A 16946-nucleotide genomic window follows, 5' to 3' on the forward strand; every position below is an offset into this window, starting at 1 on the left:
TGCCTACGTGATCAGTCCCAGTCCAGCGCCCCGCCGGTCTGGTACTCGTTCACCCGCGTCTCGAAGAAGTTCTTCTCCTTCTTCAGGTCGATCATCTCCGACATCCACGGGAAGGGGTTCTCCGTCGCGGGGAACACCGGCTCCAGCCCGAGCTGCCCACAGCGCCGGTTGGTGATGAAGTGCATGTACTGCTCGCAGGCGTCGGCGTTGATGCCGAGCACGCCCCTGGGCATCGTGTCGTGCCCGTAGGCGACCTCCAGCTCGCAGGCCTCGACGAGCATCCGCCGGACCTCCTCCTGGAACTCCTCGGTCCAGAGCCTCGGATTCTCGATCTTGATCTGGTTGATGGCGTCGATGCCGAAGTTCAGATGGATCGACTCGTCACGCAGGATGTACTGGTACTGCTCGGCGATGCCGACCATCTTGTGGCGCCTGCCCAGCGAGAGGATCTGGGCGAAGCCGGTGTAGAACCACATGCCCTCGAAGATCACGTAGAAGGCGACCAGATCACGCAGGAAGGCCTGGTCGGCCTCGAACGTCCCGGTGCGGAACTCCGGGTTCTCCAGGTTGCGGGTGTACTCCAGCGCCCACGCCGCCTTCGCGGTGATCGAGGGCACCTCCCGGTACATGTTGAACAGCTCGCCCTCGTCCAGACCCAGGCTCTCGCAGATGTACTGGAAGGTGTGCGTGTGCACGGCCTCCTCGAACGCCTGACGGAGCAGGTACTGCCTGCACTCCGGGTTGGTGAGCTGCCGATAGACCGCCAGCACGATGTTGTTGGCGACCAGCGACTCCGAGGTGGCGAAGAAGCCCAGATTGCGCTTGATCATCCGCCGTTCGTCGTCGGTGAGGCCGTCGACGGACTTCCACAGCGCGATGTCGGCCTGCATGGAGACCTCGGTGGGCATCCAGTGGTTGTTGCAGCCCGCGAGGTACTTCTCCCACGCCCAGTGGTACTTCAGCGGCAGCAGCTGATTGACGTCCGCCCTGGCGTTGATCATCGCCTTGTCGTCGACGTCGACCCGGCCGCCCTGCCGGTCGATCTCGCCGAGGCCGCTGCCCTCGACGGGGGCGCTGTGCTGCGTCTCGACTCCGGTCATCGGTCTGCTCCGTTGCTCTGGTGTTCGGCGGTGGTCGGATGGCTCGTCTCGGTGCTCGGCGCGCTCACTGGCAGGCCTCGCACTCCGGGTCGTCGATCGCGCAGGCCGCCGCCGAGACCGCGACCGGGATCTCGGGTGCCGGGGCGGGCGTCGGCGTGGGGCCGCCCGCCTGGACGGCGTTGAGCCTGCCGTCGGTGCCCTGCAACGTGCTCTTCTCCACGTGGGTGGCGCTCTGAGCCCGCAGGTAGTACGTGGTCTTGAGCCCGGAACGCCAGGCCAGCCGGTAGAGGGTGTCGAGCTTGCGGCCGCTGGGCTCGGCGAGATAGAGGTTCAGCGACTGGGCCTGGTCGATCCACTTCTGCCTGCGGGAGGCGGCCAGCACCAGCCACTTCGGGTCGATCTCGAAGGCCGTGGCGTAGAGCGACCGCAGCTCGGCGGGCACCCGGTCGATCGAGCCCAGCCTGCCGTCGTGCCGCTTCAGGTCGGCGATCATCCGCTCGTCCCACAGGCCGCGCTCCTTCAGCGCGGCCACCAGATGCGGGTTGACCACGGTGAAGTCGCCGGACATGTTCGACTTGACGAACAGGTTCTGATACTGCGGCTCGATGGACTGGCTCACGCCGGAGATGTTGGCGATGGTGGCGGTCGGCGCGATGGCCATCACGTTCGAGTTGCGCATCCCGACGGTGCGCACGCGCTCCCGCAGGGCGTCCCAGTCCATCGTGGACGTCGTGTCCATCGCCAGGTCGCCGCTCTGCCGCTGCTCGGCCAGCAGGGCGATGGAGTCGATCGGCAGCACGCCTCGGCTCCACAGCGAGCCCGCGTAGGACTCGTAGCTGCCGCGCTGCGCCGCCAGGTCGCTGGACGCCGCGATGGCGTGGTAGCTGATCTCCTCCATGCTGCGGTCGGCGAAGGCGACCGCCTCGTCGGAGGCGATCGGCAGGCCGAGCCGGAACAGGGCGTCCTGGTAGCCCATCATGCCCAGGCCCACCGGACGGTGCCGCAGATTCGAACGCCGGGCCTCGGGGATCGTGTAGAAGTTCACGTCCACGACGTTGTCCAGCATCCGCACGGCGGTGGTGACGGTGGCGGCCAGCCGCTCCCGGTCCAGCTCCAGCCGTCCGTCCGGTCCGGGGCGCAGGTGCTCGGCCAGGTTGACCGAGCCGAGGTTGCAGACGGCGACCTCGTCGGCGGAGGTGTTCAGCGTGATCTCGGTGCACAGGTTGGAGGAGTGCACCACGCCGACGTGCTGCTGCGGCGAGCGCAGGTTGCACGGGTCCTTGAAGGTGATCCACGGGTGACCCGTCTCGAACAGCATGGTCAGCATCCGCCGCCACAGCTCGACGGCGCGTACCCGGCGGAAGACCCGGATCTCGCCCCGGTCGGCGGCCCGCTCGTACTCCCGGTAGCGCTCGGCGAACGCGGTGCCGTAGAGGTCATGCAGGTCGGGAACCTCGTCCGGCGAGAACAGCGTCCACTGGTCGTCGGCCTCGACGCGGCGGAGGAACTCGTCGGGAACCCAGTTGGCCGTGTTCATGTCGTGCGTGCGGCGTCGGTCGTCGCCGGTGTTCTTGCGCAGATCGAGGAACTCCTCGACGTCGACGTGCCAGGTCTCCAGGTAGGCGCAGACCGCCCCGAGGCGCTTGCCGCCCTGGTTCACGGCCACCGCCGTGTCGTTGGCGATCTTCAGGAACGGCACGACGCCCTGGGAGCTGCCGTTGGTGCCCTTGATGTGCGCGCCGAGACCGCGGACCGGGGTCCAGTCGTTGCCGAGGCCCCCCGCGTACTTCGACAGCATCGCGTTGTTGCGGATGCCGTGGAAGATCCCGCTCAGGTCGTCCTCGACGGTGGTGAGGAAGCAGGACGACAGCTGCGGCCGGGTGGTGCCCGAGTTGAACAGCGTCGGGGTGGAGCACATGAAGGCGAAGGTGGACAGCAGCTCGTAGAACTCGATCGCCCGCGCCTCGCGCTCCTCCTCGCGCAGGGCCAGGCCCATCGCGACGCGCATGAAGAACATCTGCGGCAGCTCGAAGCGCACGCCGTCGCTGTGCTGGAGGTAGCGGTCATAGAGGGTCTGGAGGCCGAGGAACTGGAAGTCCCGGTCGCGCTCCGGACGCAGGGCGGCGGCGATCCGGTCGAGGTCGAAGTCGGCGAGGGTCGGATCGAGCAGATCCAGGGCGATGCCGCGCCGCACGAAGGCCTCGAAGGCGGCCGGGTAGCTCGCCGCGACGGCCTCGGGGCTCGCGTCGGGCACGGGACGACCCAGGAAGGTCAACGCCTCGGCACGCAGCTTCTCCAGCAGCAGCCGGGCGGCCACCTGCGAGTAGTGCGGCTCGATCTCGACCATGCTGCGTGCGGCCATGATCTGGGCCAGCGCCAGCTCCTCGGCGCCGATGCCGTCGTAGAGGTTGCGCAGCGTCTCGTCGAGGACGGTCTGCGCGGTGACCCCGGACAATCCGGCACAGGCCTCGTGCACGGTCGTGGCGAGCCGTTCGACGTCGAGTGGAGCGAGATCGCCCTGCGCGTCCTTGACCCGGACCACCCGCTCGGGAAGATCGAGCGGGGCGGGAGCGACGGGGGCGGGAGTCCCCTCGGCGATCGCGCGGCGATCGGCCGGGACGGGGCGTGCTGGTCGGAGTGACTCGACGGTCACGGTGGTCTCCTCGTAGCCGGGGCGGCATTCGGTTCACCCGAGGAGGAGCGCGCGGCAGCATGCGGACCCGCGACACGGCAGGGTCCGGCGCTGTCCGCACGGCCCACCCTCGAGGCCTTCGGACGACGTGCTCGGTGGCACGCGCCGATGGCAGGTCTTCGGACTTACGGGCGTCCGGCGAGGTGGTGCTCGCCGGTCCTACGGCCGTCACTTCCCGAGAGACCGAGGTCTCCTAGTGTGTGCACCGTCCGGTGTGGACGGCGACGGCCTTCGTTCCCGTTCACCGCTGCGGGGCAGTCCCGGAATCACACCGGGTTCCCTGTCTCCTCGTCGGGACGCCGCCTGGCGCCCTGACGAACCATCAGCGGGGGAGAGACTACATGTTGGGGTCGCTGCTTTGTCTCACCCCAATATCCTGGCGTGTTCCCGGTTGCGGTCGGTTAGGGTGGCTCGCCGAGAACCGGGCGAGCGGCGGATGACCACAGGGTGACCACGCCGATCGGAAAGGTGACGAAAGCTCGTCCTTAGTGAAAACTGGTCTCATCAGTTCGGGCCATCCGGCCGAGAGGCAGCCGTGGACGGGATAGTGCAGGCAGAGTCGGGCAGACACCGTGCCAGGGCGCGCCGCAGACGACGTGTCGTGCTGGGGATCAGCGCTGCGCTGGTGGTCGTCCTCGCCGCCTCGGCCTGGGCGGTGCGTCAGGACGGCGAGGGCTCCGTCGAGGCCGGGAGCAGGCTTCGCGTCGTGACCACCACCAACTTCCTCACCGACGCCGTCGGCGAGATCGGCGGCGACGACATCGAGCTCACCGGGCTGATGGGCAACGGCGTCGACCCACACCTCTACCAGGCTCAGGCCGGTGATCTGCGACTTCTGCGGGAGGCCGACCTGATCGTCGCCGTCGGCCTGCACCTGGAGGCGGGCCTCCGTCCGGTGCTCGACGACCTGGCACGCCACACCGCGGTCCTGTTCGTGGGCGAGACCGTGCCGACCGACGCCCTCCTGCTCGCCGAGGAGGCGGGCACGGCGACCGAGTACGACCCGCACATCTGGTTCGACGTGGCACTGTGGAGCGACGCGCTGGCCTCGGTCGGCAGCACGCTCGCCGCACTCGACCCCGACCGGGCCGACGGCTTCGACGCCCGGTGGGAACGCCATCGCGCCGAGCTGGACGAACTCCATGACGAGGTAGGCGCACGGCTCGCCGAGATCCCCGAGCCCCGTCGCATCCTGATCACCTCGCACGACGCCTTCCGATACCTCGGTCGCGCCTATGACATCCGCGTCGAGGCGGTGCAGGGCGTGTCCACCGTCGACGAGGCCACCATCGGCGACATCGATCGGGTGGCCGGGATCATCGCCGAGCACGGCGTCCGGGCGGTGTTCGTCGAGTCCAGCGTGTCCGGTCAGACCGCCGCCGCCGTCCTCGACGCCGCGGCCGCCCTCGGGGCCACGGCGACGCTCGGAGGCAGCCTGTACTCCGACGCCGCGGGCCCGGCGGGCACGCCGGAGGGCACCTATCTCGGCATGGTCCGCGCGGACGTCGAGCTGCTCGTGGCGGGCCTGCGGTGATCGGCCGTGCCGCCGCGCCGGAGCCTCCGACGTCCCCCGAGAGGTCCGGCCCGCGCCCTGCCCTCGCCGTCACCGGACTCGCGGTCGGCTATCGCGGGCGCACCGTCCTGACGGTGCCGGAGCTGACCGTGCCCGCCGGTCGACTCACCGCCGTGGTCGGGCCCAACGGCGCGGGGAAGTCCACCCTGGTCAAGGCCGCGCTCGGCCTGCTCCCGTCCGGCGGGGGCGTCGTCCGGCTGCTCGGCGGGCCGCTGGCCGACGTGCGGCGCCGGGTGGCCTACGTCCCGCAGCGCGACGCCGTCGCCCAGGACTTCCCGATCACGGCCGTGCAGGTCGTGGAGATGGGCCGCTACCCGCATCGCGGCTGGTTCCGTCGACTCACCCGACAGGATGATCTCGCCGTCAGCGAGGCGCTGCACCGCACGGGCGCCGCCGACTTCGCCGACACGCCGTTGGACGAGCTGTCCGGCGGCCAGCGGCAGCGGGTGTTCCTCGCCAGAGCGCTGGCCCAGCAGGCCGACCTGCTGGTGCTCGACGAGCCCTTCGCCGCCGTCGACACGAGCACCGAGGCACGGCTGCTGGCGCTGCTCGCCGAACTGTGCGAGCGGGAGGGCCGTTCGGTGCTGCTGGTGCACCACGACCTGCGCACGGTGCGGGACCACTTCGATCACGCCGTGCTGCTGGCGGGCCGGGTGATCGCCGACGGGCCGGTGAGCCGCGTGCTGCGGCCCGAGCACCTGGAGACGGCCTACGGCATCCCGATGCCGGGCCGTGCCCCGGCGTCGGACTCGGACCCCGCTGTGGACCGCGCCGCGCGAGCCGCCGACGGCTCGGCGGCCGGCCATGCCGCCGACGCCGCGCCTGGTGGAGACCGGGACACGGCACGTCTCGCCGGGGGAGCACCGCGTCCGGCCGGGACGGATCGGGCGGACTCCGAGACCGCCGACCGGCGCCCGGCGACGACGAACCCGCCCGCGCCGGACCCGGGTCCGGCGGGGCCGGAGCGGCGGGCATGACCGGCGGCGTCCTCGGCCTGTCCTATGCCGCCTCCGTCGTGATCGGCGGTTCCGCGCTGCTGGGCGCGGTGGCCGGGTTCCTCGGGCCCTTCGCCGTGCTCCGGGGGCGGAGCATGTTCGGCGACGCGATGAGCCACGGAACCCTGCCCGGCGTCGTGCTCGCCTTCATGGTCGCCGGAGTCAAGGACGCCCCGATCCTGTTGATCGGAGCCGCCCTCTCGGCGATCCTCGCCGCGCTGGCCATGATCGGCCTGGAACGGGCGGGCCGGGTCGGCCCGGACGTCGCGATCGGCGTGGTGCTCTCCGCCGCCTTCGCCCTCGGCATCGTCCTGCTCACCAGGCTCTCCGCCGAAGGCGCGGGCGGGCGGAGCGGAATGGAGGAGTACCTCTTCGGACAGGCCGCGGGCCTCGTGGTCGGCGATCTGGTCGTCGCCGCGATCGTCGGGGCCCTCGCGTTCGGCGCGGTGCTGGTCTGGTTCCGGCTGCTGCGGACGGCGATCTTCGATCCCGGCTTCGCCGCCGTGGCGGGGGCGCCTAGCTGGGCGGTGGACGTCCTGACGACCACGCTGCTGGTCGTCGGGATCGTCTTGGGCGTGCGCACCGTGGGGGCGATCCTGATGGTCGCCCTGCTCGTCGCGCCCACCGTGGCCGCGCGCCAGCTCACGACCAGGCTGTCCACGCTGGTGCCCGCGGCCGGCCTGATCGGTGCGGCGGCGGGCGGGCTCGGCGCCTTCGTCTCCGGCACCGCCGACCTGCCGACCGGGCCGGTCATCGTGCTGTTGGCGACCGCCGCCGCGCTCGCCTCGGTGCTGTTCGCGCCGCGTCGCGGGGTGCTGCCGCGGGCCCTCTCCTCGCGACGGCGACGTCCGACGAATTCGGGTCCGGACCCGCTCTACGCGGCAGCCGCACGTCCGGCCGCCCCTCGCGCCGCCGGACCGCCGTCGGACGAGGTTCCGTCGAGTGGGGCCGTGCCCCGGTCCGGGGAAGACGGACGATGAGCGCCGACGACGTCGTGATCGTCCTCACCGCCGGTCTGCTCGGCACCGCCTGCGCCCTGCTCGGCTGCTTCCTCGTGCTGCGCGGACAGGCTCTGCTGTCCGATGCGATGAGCCACGCCGCGTTGCCGGGGATCGTCCTGGTGTATCTCGTCACCGGCGGGCGGGCCCCGTTGACGATGATCCTGGGCGCCGCCGCGTTCGGCGTGGTGTGCGTGCTCGGCTACACGGCACTGCGTCGCAGCGGCCTGCTGGGATCGGACGCCGCGATCGCCCTGGTGTTCCCCGCGTTGTTCTCCCTCGGAGTCGTCGGGGTGAGCGGATACGCCTCCGGCGCACACCTCGACCTCGACGCCGCCGTCTACGGGGAGATCACCTTCGCGCCGCTGCGCACCGTGGCGGTCCTGGGCGTCGACGTGCCTCGATCGCTGCTGATCACCGGCCTGGCGGCGGTGTCGGTGCTGGTGGTGATCCTGCTGCTCTGGCGACCCCTCCAGACGGCCACGTTCGACCCGGACTTCGCCCGCGTCGCCGGACTCGGCCCTCGGATCGTCGATCGCACGGTGCTGGTGGCGACGGCGCTCGTGGCGGTGACGGCCTTCGAGAGCGTCGGCGCGATCCTGGTGGTCACCTTCTTCATCGTCCCCGCGGCGACGGGCGGACTGCTCGCGGTGCGGCTCGACGGGATGCTGGCCATCGCGGTGGCCTCGGCCTGGATCGCGGCCGTCGTCGGACAACGGCTGGCCGTGAGTCTGAACGCCTCGATCGCGGGCACCGTCGGACTCAGCGCCGTCGGGCTCTTCGTCCTGGCCCTGCTCTTCGGCGGACGGCGCGGGCTGCTGCGCGTCTCCCGACGAGCCGCGGGCGCGGCGCGGAGCCGACCCGGCCGCCCCCTTGGGCCCGTGGACCGCGGTTGACAGGACGTCGCAGCGCCGGCCGTCGTCCACCTACGTGGCGAACGACCACGAATCGCCGCGCCGACCTGGGCACTCCGCTGCGTGGAGAGCACGGGACCGGCCCCGAGAAGGGGCCGCGTCCGTCATGACCACACCCGCCTCCGTGGACAGCGCCCTCCTCGCCGGTCTCAGCGAGGCGGCCGACTGTTCTCACGGCAGACGAGAGGCCTGGCCCGCATCCGCACAGACGGTCCGAGGGGTGCCCGGACGACGGCGAGTCGGGGCGAGATCCGACGCGTCCGGCGTCGTGGGGAGGTGCGGGCGCGGGCCGGGCACGACGGCCGCACCGCGCCGGGCGCGAGGCAGGTCCGTCCCGAGACAGGCCGCGGCGGTGGACCGGCCCGAACGGCGACCGCGGGTACCGGCCGATCGGGTGTGGTGGACGCGACGCCGACCGACACCGCGCGACGCACCCGGGTCGACTTCGGAACGTGGTAGAACGATCACGCTGTGCGTCGGATCGCTCCGGTGGCGAGCAGGCGTCGCCGCTCAGCCTGATCGGAACTCTGGAGGACCTGGGCATGACGCTCACTCGTAGGACCATGCTGCGACTCCTCGGCGGCGCGGTCGTGGCGGCGCCGTTGCTGTCGGCCTGCGCGGCCGAGGGCAGCACCGGGATACTGGTGCCCAGCGGTGCCCCGCTCCCGGATCCCTTCGGTGTGCCGCTGCCCGTCCCGCCGGTGCTGACGCCCACCAGGACGGACGACACCACCGACTACTACGAGATCACCCAGCGCGCGGCGGACGTCGAGATCCTGCCGGGGCTGACCACGGAGGTCTGGGGCTACAACGGCGTCTTCCCCGGTCCGACCCTCGAGACGCGCCTGGGCAGACGAGTGGTCGTGCGACAGCGCAACGAGCTGCCGGTGCCGGTCGCGGTGCACCTGCACGGCGGGGTCAACCCGGCCGAGCACGACGGATATCCGACGGATCTGATCCTGCCGGTCGGCGGCTGGGAGCCCGATCCCGAGCACGTCGCGCACTATCCGGCAGGCGACACCAGCCAGGACGAGCGGGAGTACGTCTATCCGCTGGAGCAGCGCGCGTGCACGCTCTGGTACCACGACCACCGGATGGACTTCACCGGCCCGCAGGTCTACCGAGGACTCGCGGGCTTCCACATCCTCCGCGACGGCGCCGAGGACGCCCTGGGGCTGCCCGGCGGCGAACGGGACATCCCGTTGATGATCTGCGATCGCAGCTTCGCCGAGGACGGCTCGTTCGACTATCCCTCCCTCGACCCTTCGCTCGGGGGCGTCCCCGGGGTGGGCGAGGAGATGATGGAGGGCGTGCTCGGCGACGTCATCCTGGTCAACGGGGCGCCGTGGCCGTATCTGGAGGTCTCCGACACGAGGTACCGCTTCCGCGTCCTGAACGCCTCCAACGCACGGCGCTACCAGTTGCTCCTGGATCCGCCGCCAGCGTCCGGGCCGTCCTTCGTGCAGATCGGCAGCGACGTCGGGCTCCTGGGCGCGCCGATCGAACACGACCAGATCGAGATCGCCTCGGCGGAGCGTTTCGACGTGGTGATCGACTTCTCCGCGTACCCGGTCGGCACCGAGGTGACGCTGGTCAACGCCTACGGCACCGAGACGACCCGCCCGGTGATGCGGTTCCACGTCGTTCGGGAGGAGACCGACGACTCCGTCATCCCGGATCGACTCGTCGAGTTCGAGACCCTCGACCCCGCCACGGCCGTCGTCGAACGCGACTTCCGCTTCGCCAGAGACCGGATCGACGGCGCGCGGATGTGGACGATCAACGGCCGCCCCTTCGACCCCGAGCGCATCGACGCCGATCCGGTGCTCGGCTCGGTCGAGATCTGGCGACTGCGGACGAACGTCCACCATCCGGTGCACCTGCACATGGCCCACTTCCAGGTGCTGACCCGCAACGACCGGACGCCGGGGCCCTACGACGCGGGCTGGAAGGACACCATCGACCTGGCGGGCGGGGAGGAGGCGGAGATCATCATCCGGTTCTCCGGACATACCGGCCGATACGTGTTCCACTGCCACAACCTGGAGCACGAGGACATGATGATGATGGCGAACTTCCAGGTCCACTGACCGCCCCGCGGCGGGACGCGCCGTCGGCTCAGCCGGGTGGGGTGCGCTTCTCGACGAGCGCGGCGACGCCGTTCAGGATGAGCTCGAAGCCGAACGTGAAGGCCTCCGCCAGGTAGTCGTCGGGCTGGAGCGGCCCGGTGGGTTCGTCCTCGAACACGCCCGCGGCGAGCGCGGCGGACAGCGCGGGATGGGTCGCCGGGTCGACGAGCCGGGCCACGGTCTGCGCGTAGGGGCCGCTGCTGCCCTGCTGCGGGTCCGGACGAGACAGATCCCGGGCGAAGGCGGCCTCGTGGCGGACGTAGCCGGTGAGCGTCGCGATGACGCTGAGCTTCTCGATCTCGCTCAGCCCCGTCTCCCGCATGGTGGCGAGCCCACGCTCCATCCAGGCCAGGGAGGTCGGAGTCAACGGCGGTCCGGTGATCTTCATGTCGGCCAGCCACGGATGGCGGAGGTACATCGCGAGCTGGTCGCGGGTCCAGGCCTCCAGACCGGCGCGCCAGCCCTGCGGCGGCGACTCCGGTGCGGTGTCGGGCACCGCCGTCGCCTCGTTGTGCATGAGGACCAGCAGGACGTCCTTGCTGCTCACATAGCGGTACAGCGACATCGTCGTGAAGCCGAGGCGGTGGGCGACCGCCGCCATGGAGAGCCCGGCCAGTCCGTCCGCGTCGGCGACCTCGATGGCCGCCGAGACGATGGCCGCCAGGCTCAGTCCCGGCCGGGTGTGTCGTCGGGGCGCCTCGTCCGCTGCCGCGTCCTTCCACAGCATCGTCAGGGCCTGGGACAGCCCTGCTGTCGCGTCGGTGTCCATCGTCTCCCACGTCCCGTCGTCGGTTGACCGGCATCCTAGGTCTGTGTATAAGATACACCGGAACGTACGGCATAAACACGTCCGTTTATCGCATATATGAGTCTTCCGATCCGGTGTCGTTCTCCGGCCTCGGCGGTACGACGACGTCCGGAACTCGGAACAGATGAGGGGGAAGAGGGGATGACAGTGGACCCGATCATTCGGGCTGTCGGACTCACCAAGTCCTATGGCGAGAACAAGGTGTTACGCGGAGTGGACCTCCGGGTGGCGCCTGGCACGATCTTCGCGTTGCTCGGCCCCAACGGCGCGGGCAAGACGACGATGGTGCGCATTCTGTCGACGCTGATCCCGCCGGACGGCGGACGGGCCGTCATCGCAGGCCACGACGTGGTGCGCACGCCCAAGGCGGTGCGGGGCGTGATCAGTCTGACCGGGCAGTACGCGGCCGTGGACGAGGTGCTGACCGGCCGCGAGAACATGGTGATGATGGCGCGGCTGAATCACCTCGGCAGGTTGGCGGCCCGCAGGCGATCGGCGGAGCTGCTGCGCCGATTCGACCTCGAACACGCCCAGGACCGCCTGGTGGGCCGGTATTCCGGCGGAATGCGCCGCAGGCTCGATCTCGCGATCAGTCTCATAACCGCGCCGCCGGTGATCTTCCTCGACGAGCCGACGACCGGCCTGGACCCCCGCAGTCGACAGACGATGTGGTCGGTCATCCGGGAACTGGTCGCCGACGGCGTCACCATCCTGCTCACGACACAGTATCTGGAGGAGGCCGACCAGCTCGCCGATCGGATCGCCGTCCTGAACGGCGGACGGATCGTCGCCGAGGGCACCGCCGCGGAACTCAAGCGCGGTCTGTCGGCGGGCGCCGTCGAGCTGACCTTCGCCGACGTCCCCACGCTCGAACGAGCCGCCTGGCACCTCGGCGCCGAGACGCTGCACCGCGACGAGACGAACCTGTGCCTGCGCGTCGCCTTCGACGGCAGCGCCGAGCAGGTCCGCGTCCTGCTCGATCGGCTGCGCCGGGCGGAGGCGCCCGCGGCCGGCCTCGAACTGCGCACCCCGACCCTCGACGACGTGTTCCTATCCCTCACCGACACCCCCCGCGTACCTCAGGAGACGGCAGCCCGATGAACACCGCGACCACTCCGACGAGCCGTTCGAGCCTGCGCTGGGCCGTCTCGGACGTCATGACCATGATCGGCAGGCGGATTCGGCACGTCCTGCGCACTCCCGACGACCTGATCGTGTCGTTGATCCTGCCGATCACGATGATGCTGCTCTTCGTGTTCGTCTTGGGCGGGGCGATCGACCGCAGCGGCGGCTACGTCGACTACGCCGTTCCGGGCGTGCTGATCCTGTCGGCGGGCTTCAGCGCGGCCCAGACGGGAACGGGACTGACCGCCGACCTCGTCACCGGCGTCATCGATCGGTTCCGATCGCTGCCGATCGTCGGCAGCGCGGTGCTCACCGGCCATGTGATCACGAGCCTGCTGCGGAACATCGTCTCCACCACGCTGGTGATCCTCGTGGCGTTGCTGATCGGCTTTCGGCCCCAGGCCGACCTGCTCGCCTGGGTGGGGGTCTTCGGCGTGGTGGCGCTGTACGTGCTGATGATCAGCTGGCTGTCGATGATCTTCGGCGTCGTGTCCAAGACGGTCGAGGGCGCGGGGCAGTTCTCCTTCGTCATCCTCTTCCTGCCCTACCTGAGCAGTGCGTTCGTCCCGACGGAGACGATGCCCGCCGCCCTGCGTGTCATCGCGGACCACCAGCCCGCCACGCCGGTCATCGAGACGGTCCGCGCGCTGCTGTCCGGAACGCCCGTCGGGAGCAGCGCCGCGTGGGCGGTCGGCTGGTGCGTCACGCTGGGCACGCTGGCGTTCGTGATCTCCAGCGTGCTGTTCGTCCGGCGCACCGCCCGTTGAGGCGACGCCTCGAGGACCGCGCCCTGCGGGAGCACACCGGACGGCCACCGTCGACATCGGACGGTCCGGCGATCACCCGAGACGGGGAGCGGACTCCCCCGATCGGGCGGTCGCCGAGTACCGGGGGTGTGCTCGCCGAATCCGGGGGAAGTCGTCGCGGTGTGGGTGGCGGCCCCGAGGACGGCCCGGCAGACGGGTGTGGGGGAGGCCCGTCTGCCGGGTCCGGCGATCTCCGTCCCGGCCCGCCGCCGCACGTGCGGGCGGTTCGTCGTCCATGAGGGGTGACGACGAACCGCCCGCGCTCGACGACTCGGACTTCGGCCGCGGGTGCCGCGGCGACGTCGTCCCGTACCCCGACCCCGATAGCGACCCGGGCGCGGGACCGGCCCGGACGAGACTCAGGAACGCGGCGCGGAGTCGGCGGCCGCGGACTCGCCCTCCGTCTCCCGGCTGCGCTTGATGGCCTCGCGGCGGGCCAGCCGGTGCTCCCGGCGGATGCCCGCCTCGGCATGTCTGCGGCGCTCGGCGGGCGACTCCGGCAGCACCTCGGGAACCGGCCTCGGCCGTCCCTCGGCGTCTACCGCCACGAAGACCAGATAGGCGCTGGCGACGTGCGTGGGCGGCACCGACTCGTTCCATCGCTCCGCGACGACCCGCACCCCGACCTCCATCGAGGTCCGGCCCGTCCAGTTGACCTGGGCGCTGGCGTGGACGAGGTCACCGACTCGGACCGGCACGAGGAAGAGCATCTCGTCCATGAACACCGTCAGTGCCGTCCCGCCCGAGTGTCGCCCCGCGCAGGCCGCCGCGACGTCGTCGACGAATTTCATGATCACGCCGCCGTGGACGGTGCCGTAGAGGTTCGTCTCGGTCGCGGTCATGATCTGACTGAGTGTGGTGGCCGCTGCCGAGGTCGGCTTGCCGGGGAGCTCGGAGGCGGTCTGCATGGAGCCGAGGGTAGGCGATCCCGGCGAGCGGGACGTCGAGCCCACGTCGAGTTCGGCCGGCTAAGATCGGTTTCGCCGATGGTTCGTCGGCACTGTCGAGCCCATGCCCAGCGGGTGGGATCGCGGCGCTGACGAGGCAAGAGGGAACCCGGTGCGAGTCCGGGACTGCCCCGCAGCGGTGAACGGGAACGAACTCCGTCACCGTCCTCGAGAAGCGAGGACGGTCACAGCACTGGTGGTCGACACCGCCGGGAAGCGACGGACAGTAGGCCAGCCGACCCCGGTCGGAGACGCCCGTGAGTCCGAAGACCTGCCGTCGGCGGCACGGACCTGACGGGTCCGTGCCGCTCCGAGGTCTTCGCGGGAGGACCGGGGCGAGTGCCTGGCGGATCGGCCTCGGCCGTGTCCTGCTCGGCTCGCGTTCCGGCCGCCGCGTGCCCGCCTCGGGGTCCGTTGCCGCCTCGCGAGGAGAGAGCAGTGACCCATCGCACGCATGCCCCGGCGCTCGGCGCCACGGTCCTGGGCTACCCCCGGATCGGACCCGATCGAGAACTCAAGCGTGCCCTGGAGGCGTACTGGGCAGGCCGCATCGACGCGGCGGCCCTGCACGAGGTCGCGGCCACGTTGCGCGCCGCCACCTGGACGGCCCTGAGGGACGCGGGCCTCGGCTCGGTGCCCTCCAACACATTCTCCTACTACGACCAGGTCCTCGACACGGCGGTCCTGGTCGACGCGCTGCCCGCCCGCTACACCGAGGGCGGCCGCCCGTCGCTGGACGCCTACTTCGCCGCGGCCAGAGGAGCCGACTCCCTCGCACCCCTCGAACTGACCAAGTGGTTCGACACCAACTACCACTACCTCGTCCCCGAACTGGGCCCCGACACCGTGCCGCGGCTGGCGGGTCGCAAACCGGTGGAGGAGTTCCGCGAGGCCGCCGCCCTCGGCATCACCACCCGGCCGGTGCTGCTCGGGCCGGTCACGTTCCTGCTGTTGTCCAAGGCGGCCCCCGACGCCCCGGCGGGCTTCGACCGGCTGGACCTGTTGGACGCCATGATCGACACGCAGGTGGAGCTGCTCGCCGAACTCGCCGCGGCGGGCGCCGAATGGGTCCAGTTCGACGAGCCGGCCTTCGCCGCCGATCGCACCCCGGCCGAACTCGACGCGCTCGCCCATGCCTACCGCAGGCTGGGCGAGGCGGAACGGCGACCGAGCATCCTGGTCGCCGGATACCACGGCGCCCTCGGCGACGCCTTGGGCGTGCTCGCGGCCGCGCCGATCGAGGCCGTCGGACTCGACCTGGTGGCGGGCCGCGCCGATCTCACGGGCATCGCGAGCGTCGCCGGGCTCCGACAGAAGACCCTTCTCGCCGGGGTCGTCGACGGACGCAACGTCTGGCGCACCGACCTCGACGAGGCGCTCGCCTACTGCGCGATGCTGCTCGGCATCGCCGACCACGTCACGGTCGGCACCTCCGCGCCGTTGCTGCACGTGCCCTACGACCTGGACGCCGAGACGGGACTGGACCCGGCGCTACGCTCTCGGCTGGCCTTCGCACGACAGAAGGTCGACGAGGTGGTCCTGCTGGCCAAGGCGCTGGGCGGCGCCGACGAGGCGGCCCCCGCACTCGAGGACTCCCGGCGGGTGCTCCGGGCACGAGACGGCGCGGCGACCCGCGACCAGCGGGTCCGGGCCCGGCTCGAATCCCTGCGCCCCGAGCACGGCAGGCGCGCCGATTACGACGTCCGGGCGCGCGGCCAGGCCGAGCGGCTCGGACTTCCCCCGCTGGCCACGACGACCATCGGATCGTTCCCCCAGACCGGCGGGGTGCGCCGGGCGAGGGCGGACCGGCGGGCAGGCCGGATCGACGAGGCCGAGTACCGGCGGCGGATGCGCGCGGAGATCGCCGACGTCATCGCGCTCCAGGAGGACATCGGACTCGACGTGCTCGTCCACGGCGAGCCGGAGCGCAACGACATGGTGCAGTACTTCGCCGAGAACCTGGAAGGCTTTCTGTCCACCGAGCACGGCTGGGTGCAGTCCTACGGCTCTCGCTGCGTCCGGCCGCCGATCATCCACGGCGATGTCAGCAGGCCCGCCCCGATGACCGTCGAGTGGAGCTCCTACGCGCAGTCACTGACCGAACGGCCGGTCAAGGGGATGCTCACCGGGCCGGTCACGATCCTGGCCTGGTCGTTCGTCCGAGACGACCAGCCGCTCGGCGACACGGCACGCCAGGTGGCGCTGGCGCTCCGCGACGAGATCCATGATCTCGAACGGGCCGGGCTGCGCATCGTGCAGGTGGACGAACCCGCGCTCCGGGAACTGCTGCCGCTGCGGGAGGCCGACCGTGCCGACTACCTCGCCTGGGCAGTCGACTCGTTTCGACTGGCGACCTCCGGCGCCGCCGACAGCACACAGATCCACACCCACCTGTGCTACTCGGAGTTCGGCGACGTCATCGACGCCATCGACGCCCTCGACGCGGACGTGACCACGATCGAGGCGGCGCGTTCCCGAATGGAGGTGTTGGACGATCTGCACAAGATCGGGTACCGCCGAGGCGTGGGACCCGGCGTCTACGACATCCATTCGCCGCGGGTGCCGGACGAGGCGGAGGTGACCCGGCTGATCGGGGCCGCCTTGGCGGCGGTACCCGGCGACCGACTGTGGGTGAACCCCGACTGCGGCCTGAAGACCAGGGGCTACGCGGAGGTCGAGCCCGCCCTGCGGGCCATGGTGTCGGCGGCGCGTGCCCGCCGCGCACAGGTGTCCGGCTGATCTCTCGTCCACCGACGGGCGGGGCGGCGCCGCACCGGCACGCCCCGCCCGCCCGGCAGGCCGGGTCGTGGGCGCCGCCTCCCGCGCCGACGATCGTGCACACCCGAACGAGCCGGTGGA

General features: G+C 71.1%; 12 protein-coding genes and 2 riboswitches. Of the genes, 8 read left to right on the plus strand and 4 right to left on the minus strand.

Annotated features, from left to right (window positions below):
- Nucleotides 1-11 precede the first annotated feature (11 nt).
- Both AHOG_RS10600 and AHOG_RS10605 read right to left on the minus strand, forming a co-directional pair.
- Nucleotides 12-1100: a ribonucleotide-diphosphate reductase subunit beta gene (locus AHOG_RS10600; protein ID WP_093941217.1), complete on the minus strand. Its 1089-nt coding sequence runs from the start codon at nt 1098-1100 to the stop codon at nt 12-14.
- Between the two features lie 64 nt (nt 1101-1164).
- Nucleotides 1165-3753 (minus strand): ribonucleoside-diphosphate reductase subunit alpha, encoded by a 2589-nt coding sequence (locus AHOG_RS10605; RefSeq protein ID WP_093941218.1) that lies wholly within the window; start codon nt 3751-3753, stop codon nt 1165-1167.
- Between the two features lie 132 nt (nt 3754-3885).
- A riboswitch (cobalamin riboswitch) is annotated at nt 3886-4131 on the minus strand.
- A 208-nt stretch (nt 4132-4339) separates the two neighbouring features.
- On the opposite strand from AHOG_RS10605, the gene AHOG_RS10610 reads away from it, so the two are divergent.
- The 5 genes from AHOG_RS10610 to AHOG_RS10635 all read left to right on the plus strand — a co-directional run bounded on the left by AHOG_RS10610 (nt 4340) and on the right by AHOG_RS10635 (nt 10362).
- Nucleotides 4340-5326, plus strand: coding sequence for a metal ABC transporter solute-binding protein, Zn/Mn family (locus AHOG_RS10610; RefSeq protein WP_245856684.1), 987 nt, complete (start codon nt 4340-4342; stop codon nt 5324-5326).
- 113 nt (nt 5327-5439) lie between these two features.
- A complete protein-coding gene (locus AHOG_RS10615; RefSeq protein WP_245856685.1) occupies nt 5440-6342 on the plus strand; it encodes a metal ABC transporter ATP-binding protein in 903 nt (300 codons plus the stop codon).
- On the plus strand, nt 6339-7340 hold the full coding sequence (locus tag AHOG_RS10620) for a metal ABC transporter permease (protein WP_093941220.1): 1002 nt from the start codon (nt 6339-6341) through the stop codon (nt 7338-7340). The genes AHOG_RS10615 and AHOG_RS10620 overlap by 4 nt, the downstream gene beginning before the upstream one ends.
- Nucleotides 7337-8254, plus strand: a complete 918-nt coding sequence (locus tag AHOG_RS10625) for a metal ABC transporter permease (RefSeq protein WP_093941221.1) — start codon at nt 7337-7339, stop codon at nt 8252-8254. Before AHOG_RS10620 ends, AHOG_RS10625 begins: the two co-directional genes overlap by 4 nt.
- Nucleotides 8255-8814: 560 nt before the next feature.
- Nucleotides 8815-10362 carry a multicopper oxidase family protein gene (locus AHOG_RS10635; protein WP_184450854.1) on the plus strand — a complete coding sequence of 516 codons (1548 nt, stop codon included), beginning with the start codon at nt 8815-8817 and terminating at the stop codon, nt 10360-10362.
- 28 nt (nt 10363-10390) lie between these two features.
- Here AHOG_RS10635 and AHOG_RS10640 read toward each other — a convergent pair whose 3' ends face one another.
- On the minus strand, nt 10391-11170 hold the full coding sequence (locus tag AHOG_RS10640; RefSeq protein ID WP_093941223.1) for a TetR/AcrR family transcriptional regulator: 780 nt from the start codon (nt 11168-11170) through the stop codon (nt 10391-10393).
- Between the two features lie 180 nt (nt 11171-11350).
- Between AHOG_RS10640 and AHOG_RS10645 the strand changes: the two genes are divergently transcribed.
- The gene (locus AHOG_RS10645; protein ID WP_093941224.1) at nt 11351-12310 is read left to right on the plus strand and encodes an ATP-binding cassette domain-containing protein; all 960 of its coding nucleotides are present in this window, start codon (nt 11351-11353) and stop codon (nt 12308-12310) included.
- Nucleotides 12307-13101: an ABC transporter permease gene (locus tag AHOG_RS10650; protein WP_211290571.1), complete on the plus strand. Its 795-nt coding sequence runs from the start codon at nt 12307-12309 to the stop codon at nt 13099-13101. The genes AHOG_RS10645 and AHOG_RS10650 overlap by 4 nt, the downstream gene beginning before the upstream one ends.
- 398 nt (nt 13102-13499) lie before the next feature.
- Here the strand turns inward: AHOG_RS10650 and AHOG_RS10655 are convergent, their stop codons facing one another.
- Complete coding sequence (locus tag AHOG_RS10655; protein WP_093941225.1) at nt 13500-14048, minus strand: acyl-CoA thioesterase; 549 nt, start codon at nt 14046-14048, stop codon at nt 13500-13502.
- A 141-nt stretch (nt 14049-14189) separates the two neighbouring features.
- Nucleotides 14190-14360, plus strand: a riboswitch (cobalamin riboswitch).
- Between the two features lie 165 nt (nt 14361-14525).
- Between AHOG_RS10655 and metE the strand changes: the two genes are divergently transcribed.
- A complete protein-coding gene (gene metE, locus AHOG_RS10660) occupies nt 14526-16826 on the plus strand; it encodes a 5-methyltetrahydropteroyltriglutamate--homocysteine S-methyltransferase (protein ID WP_093941226.1) in 2301 nt (766 codons plus the stop codon).
- Nucleotides 16827-16946: the final 120 nt, after the last annotated feature.

It is taken from the genome of Actinoalloteichus hoggarensis, assembly GCF_002234535.1.
Classification (GTDB): Bacteria; Actinomycetota; Actinomycetes; order Mycobacteriales; family Pseudonocardiaceae; genus Actinoalloteichus_A; species Actinoalloteichus_A hoggarensis.

What these genes read in the sequence shown, in the direction of transcription:
- AHOG_RS10600 (WP_093941217.1), bottom strand. Translation starts at nt 1,100, where the DNA reads ATGACCGGAGTCGAGACGCAGCACAGCGCCCCCGTCGAGGGCAGCGGC.
- AHOG_RS10620 (WP_093941220.1), top strand. Translation starts at nt 6,339, where the DNA reads ATGACCGGCGGCGTCCTCGGCCTGTCCTATGCCGCCTCCGTCGTGATC.
- AHOG_RS10625 (WP_093941221.1), top strand. Translation starts at nt 7,337, where the DNA reads ATGAGCGCCGACGACGTCGTGATCGTCCTCACCGCCGGTCTGCTCGGC.
- AHOG_RS10635 (WP_184450854.1), top strand. Translation starts at nt 8,815, where the DNA reads ATGACGCTCACTCGTAGGACCATGCTGCGACTCCTCGGCGGCGCGGTC.
- AHOG_RS10640 (WP_093941223.1), bottom strand. Translation starts at nt 11,170, where the DNA reads ATGGACACCGACGCGACAGCAGGGCTGTCCCAGGCCCTGACGATGCTG.
- AHOG_RS10645 (WP_093941224.1), top strand. Translation starts at nt 11,351, where the DNA reads ATGACAGTGGACCCGATCATTCGGGCTGTCGGACTCACCAAGTCCTAT.
- AHOG_RS10650 (WP_211290571.1), top strand. Translation starts at nt 12,307, where the DNA reads ATGAACACCGCGACCACTCCGACGAGCCGTTCGAGCCTGCGCTGGGCC.
- AHOG_RS10655 (WP_093941225.1), bottom strand. Translation starts at nt 14,048, where the DNA reads ATGCAGACCGCCTCCGAGCTCCCCGGCAAGCCGACCTCGGCAGCGGCC.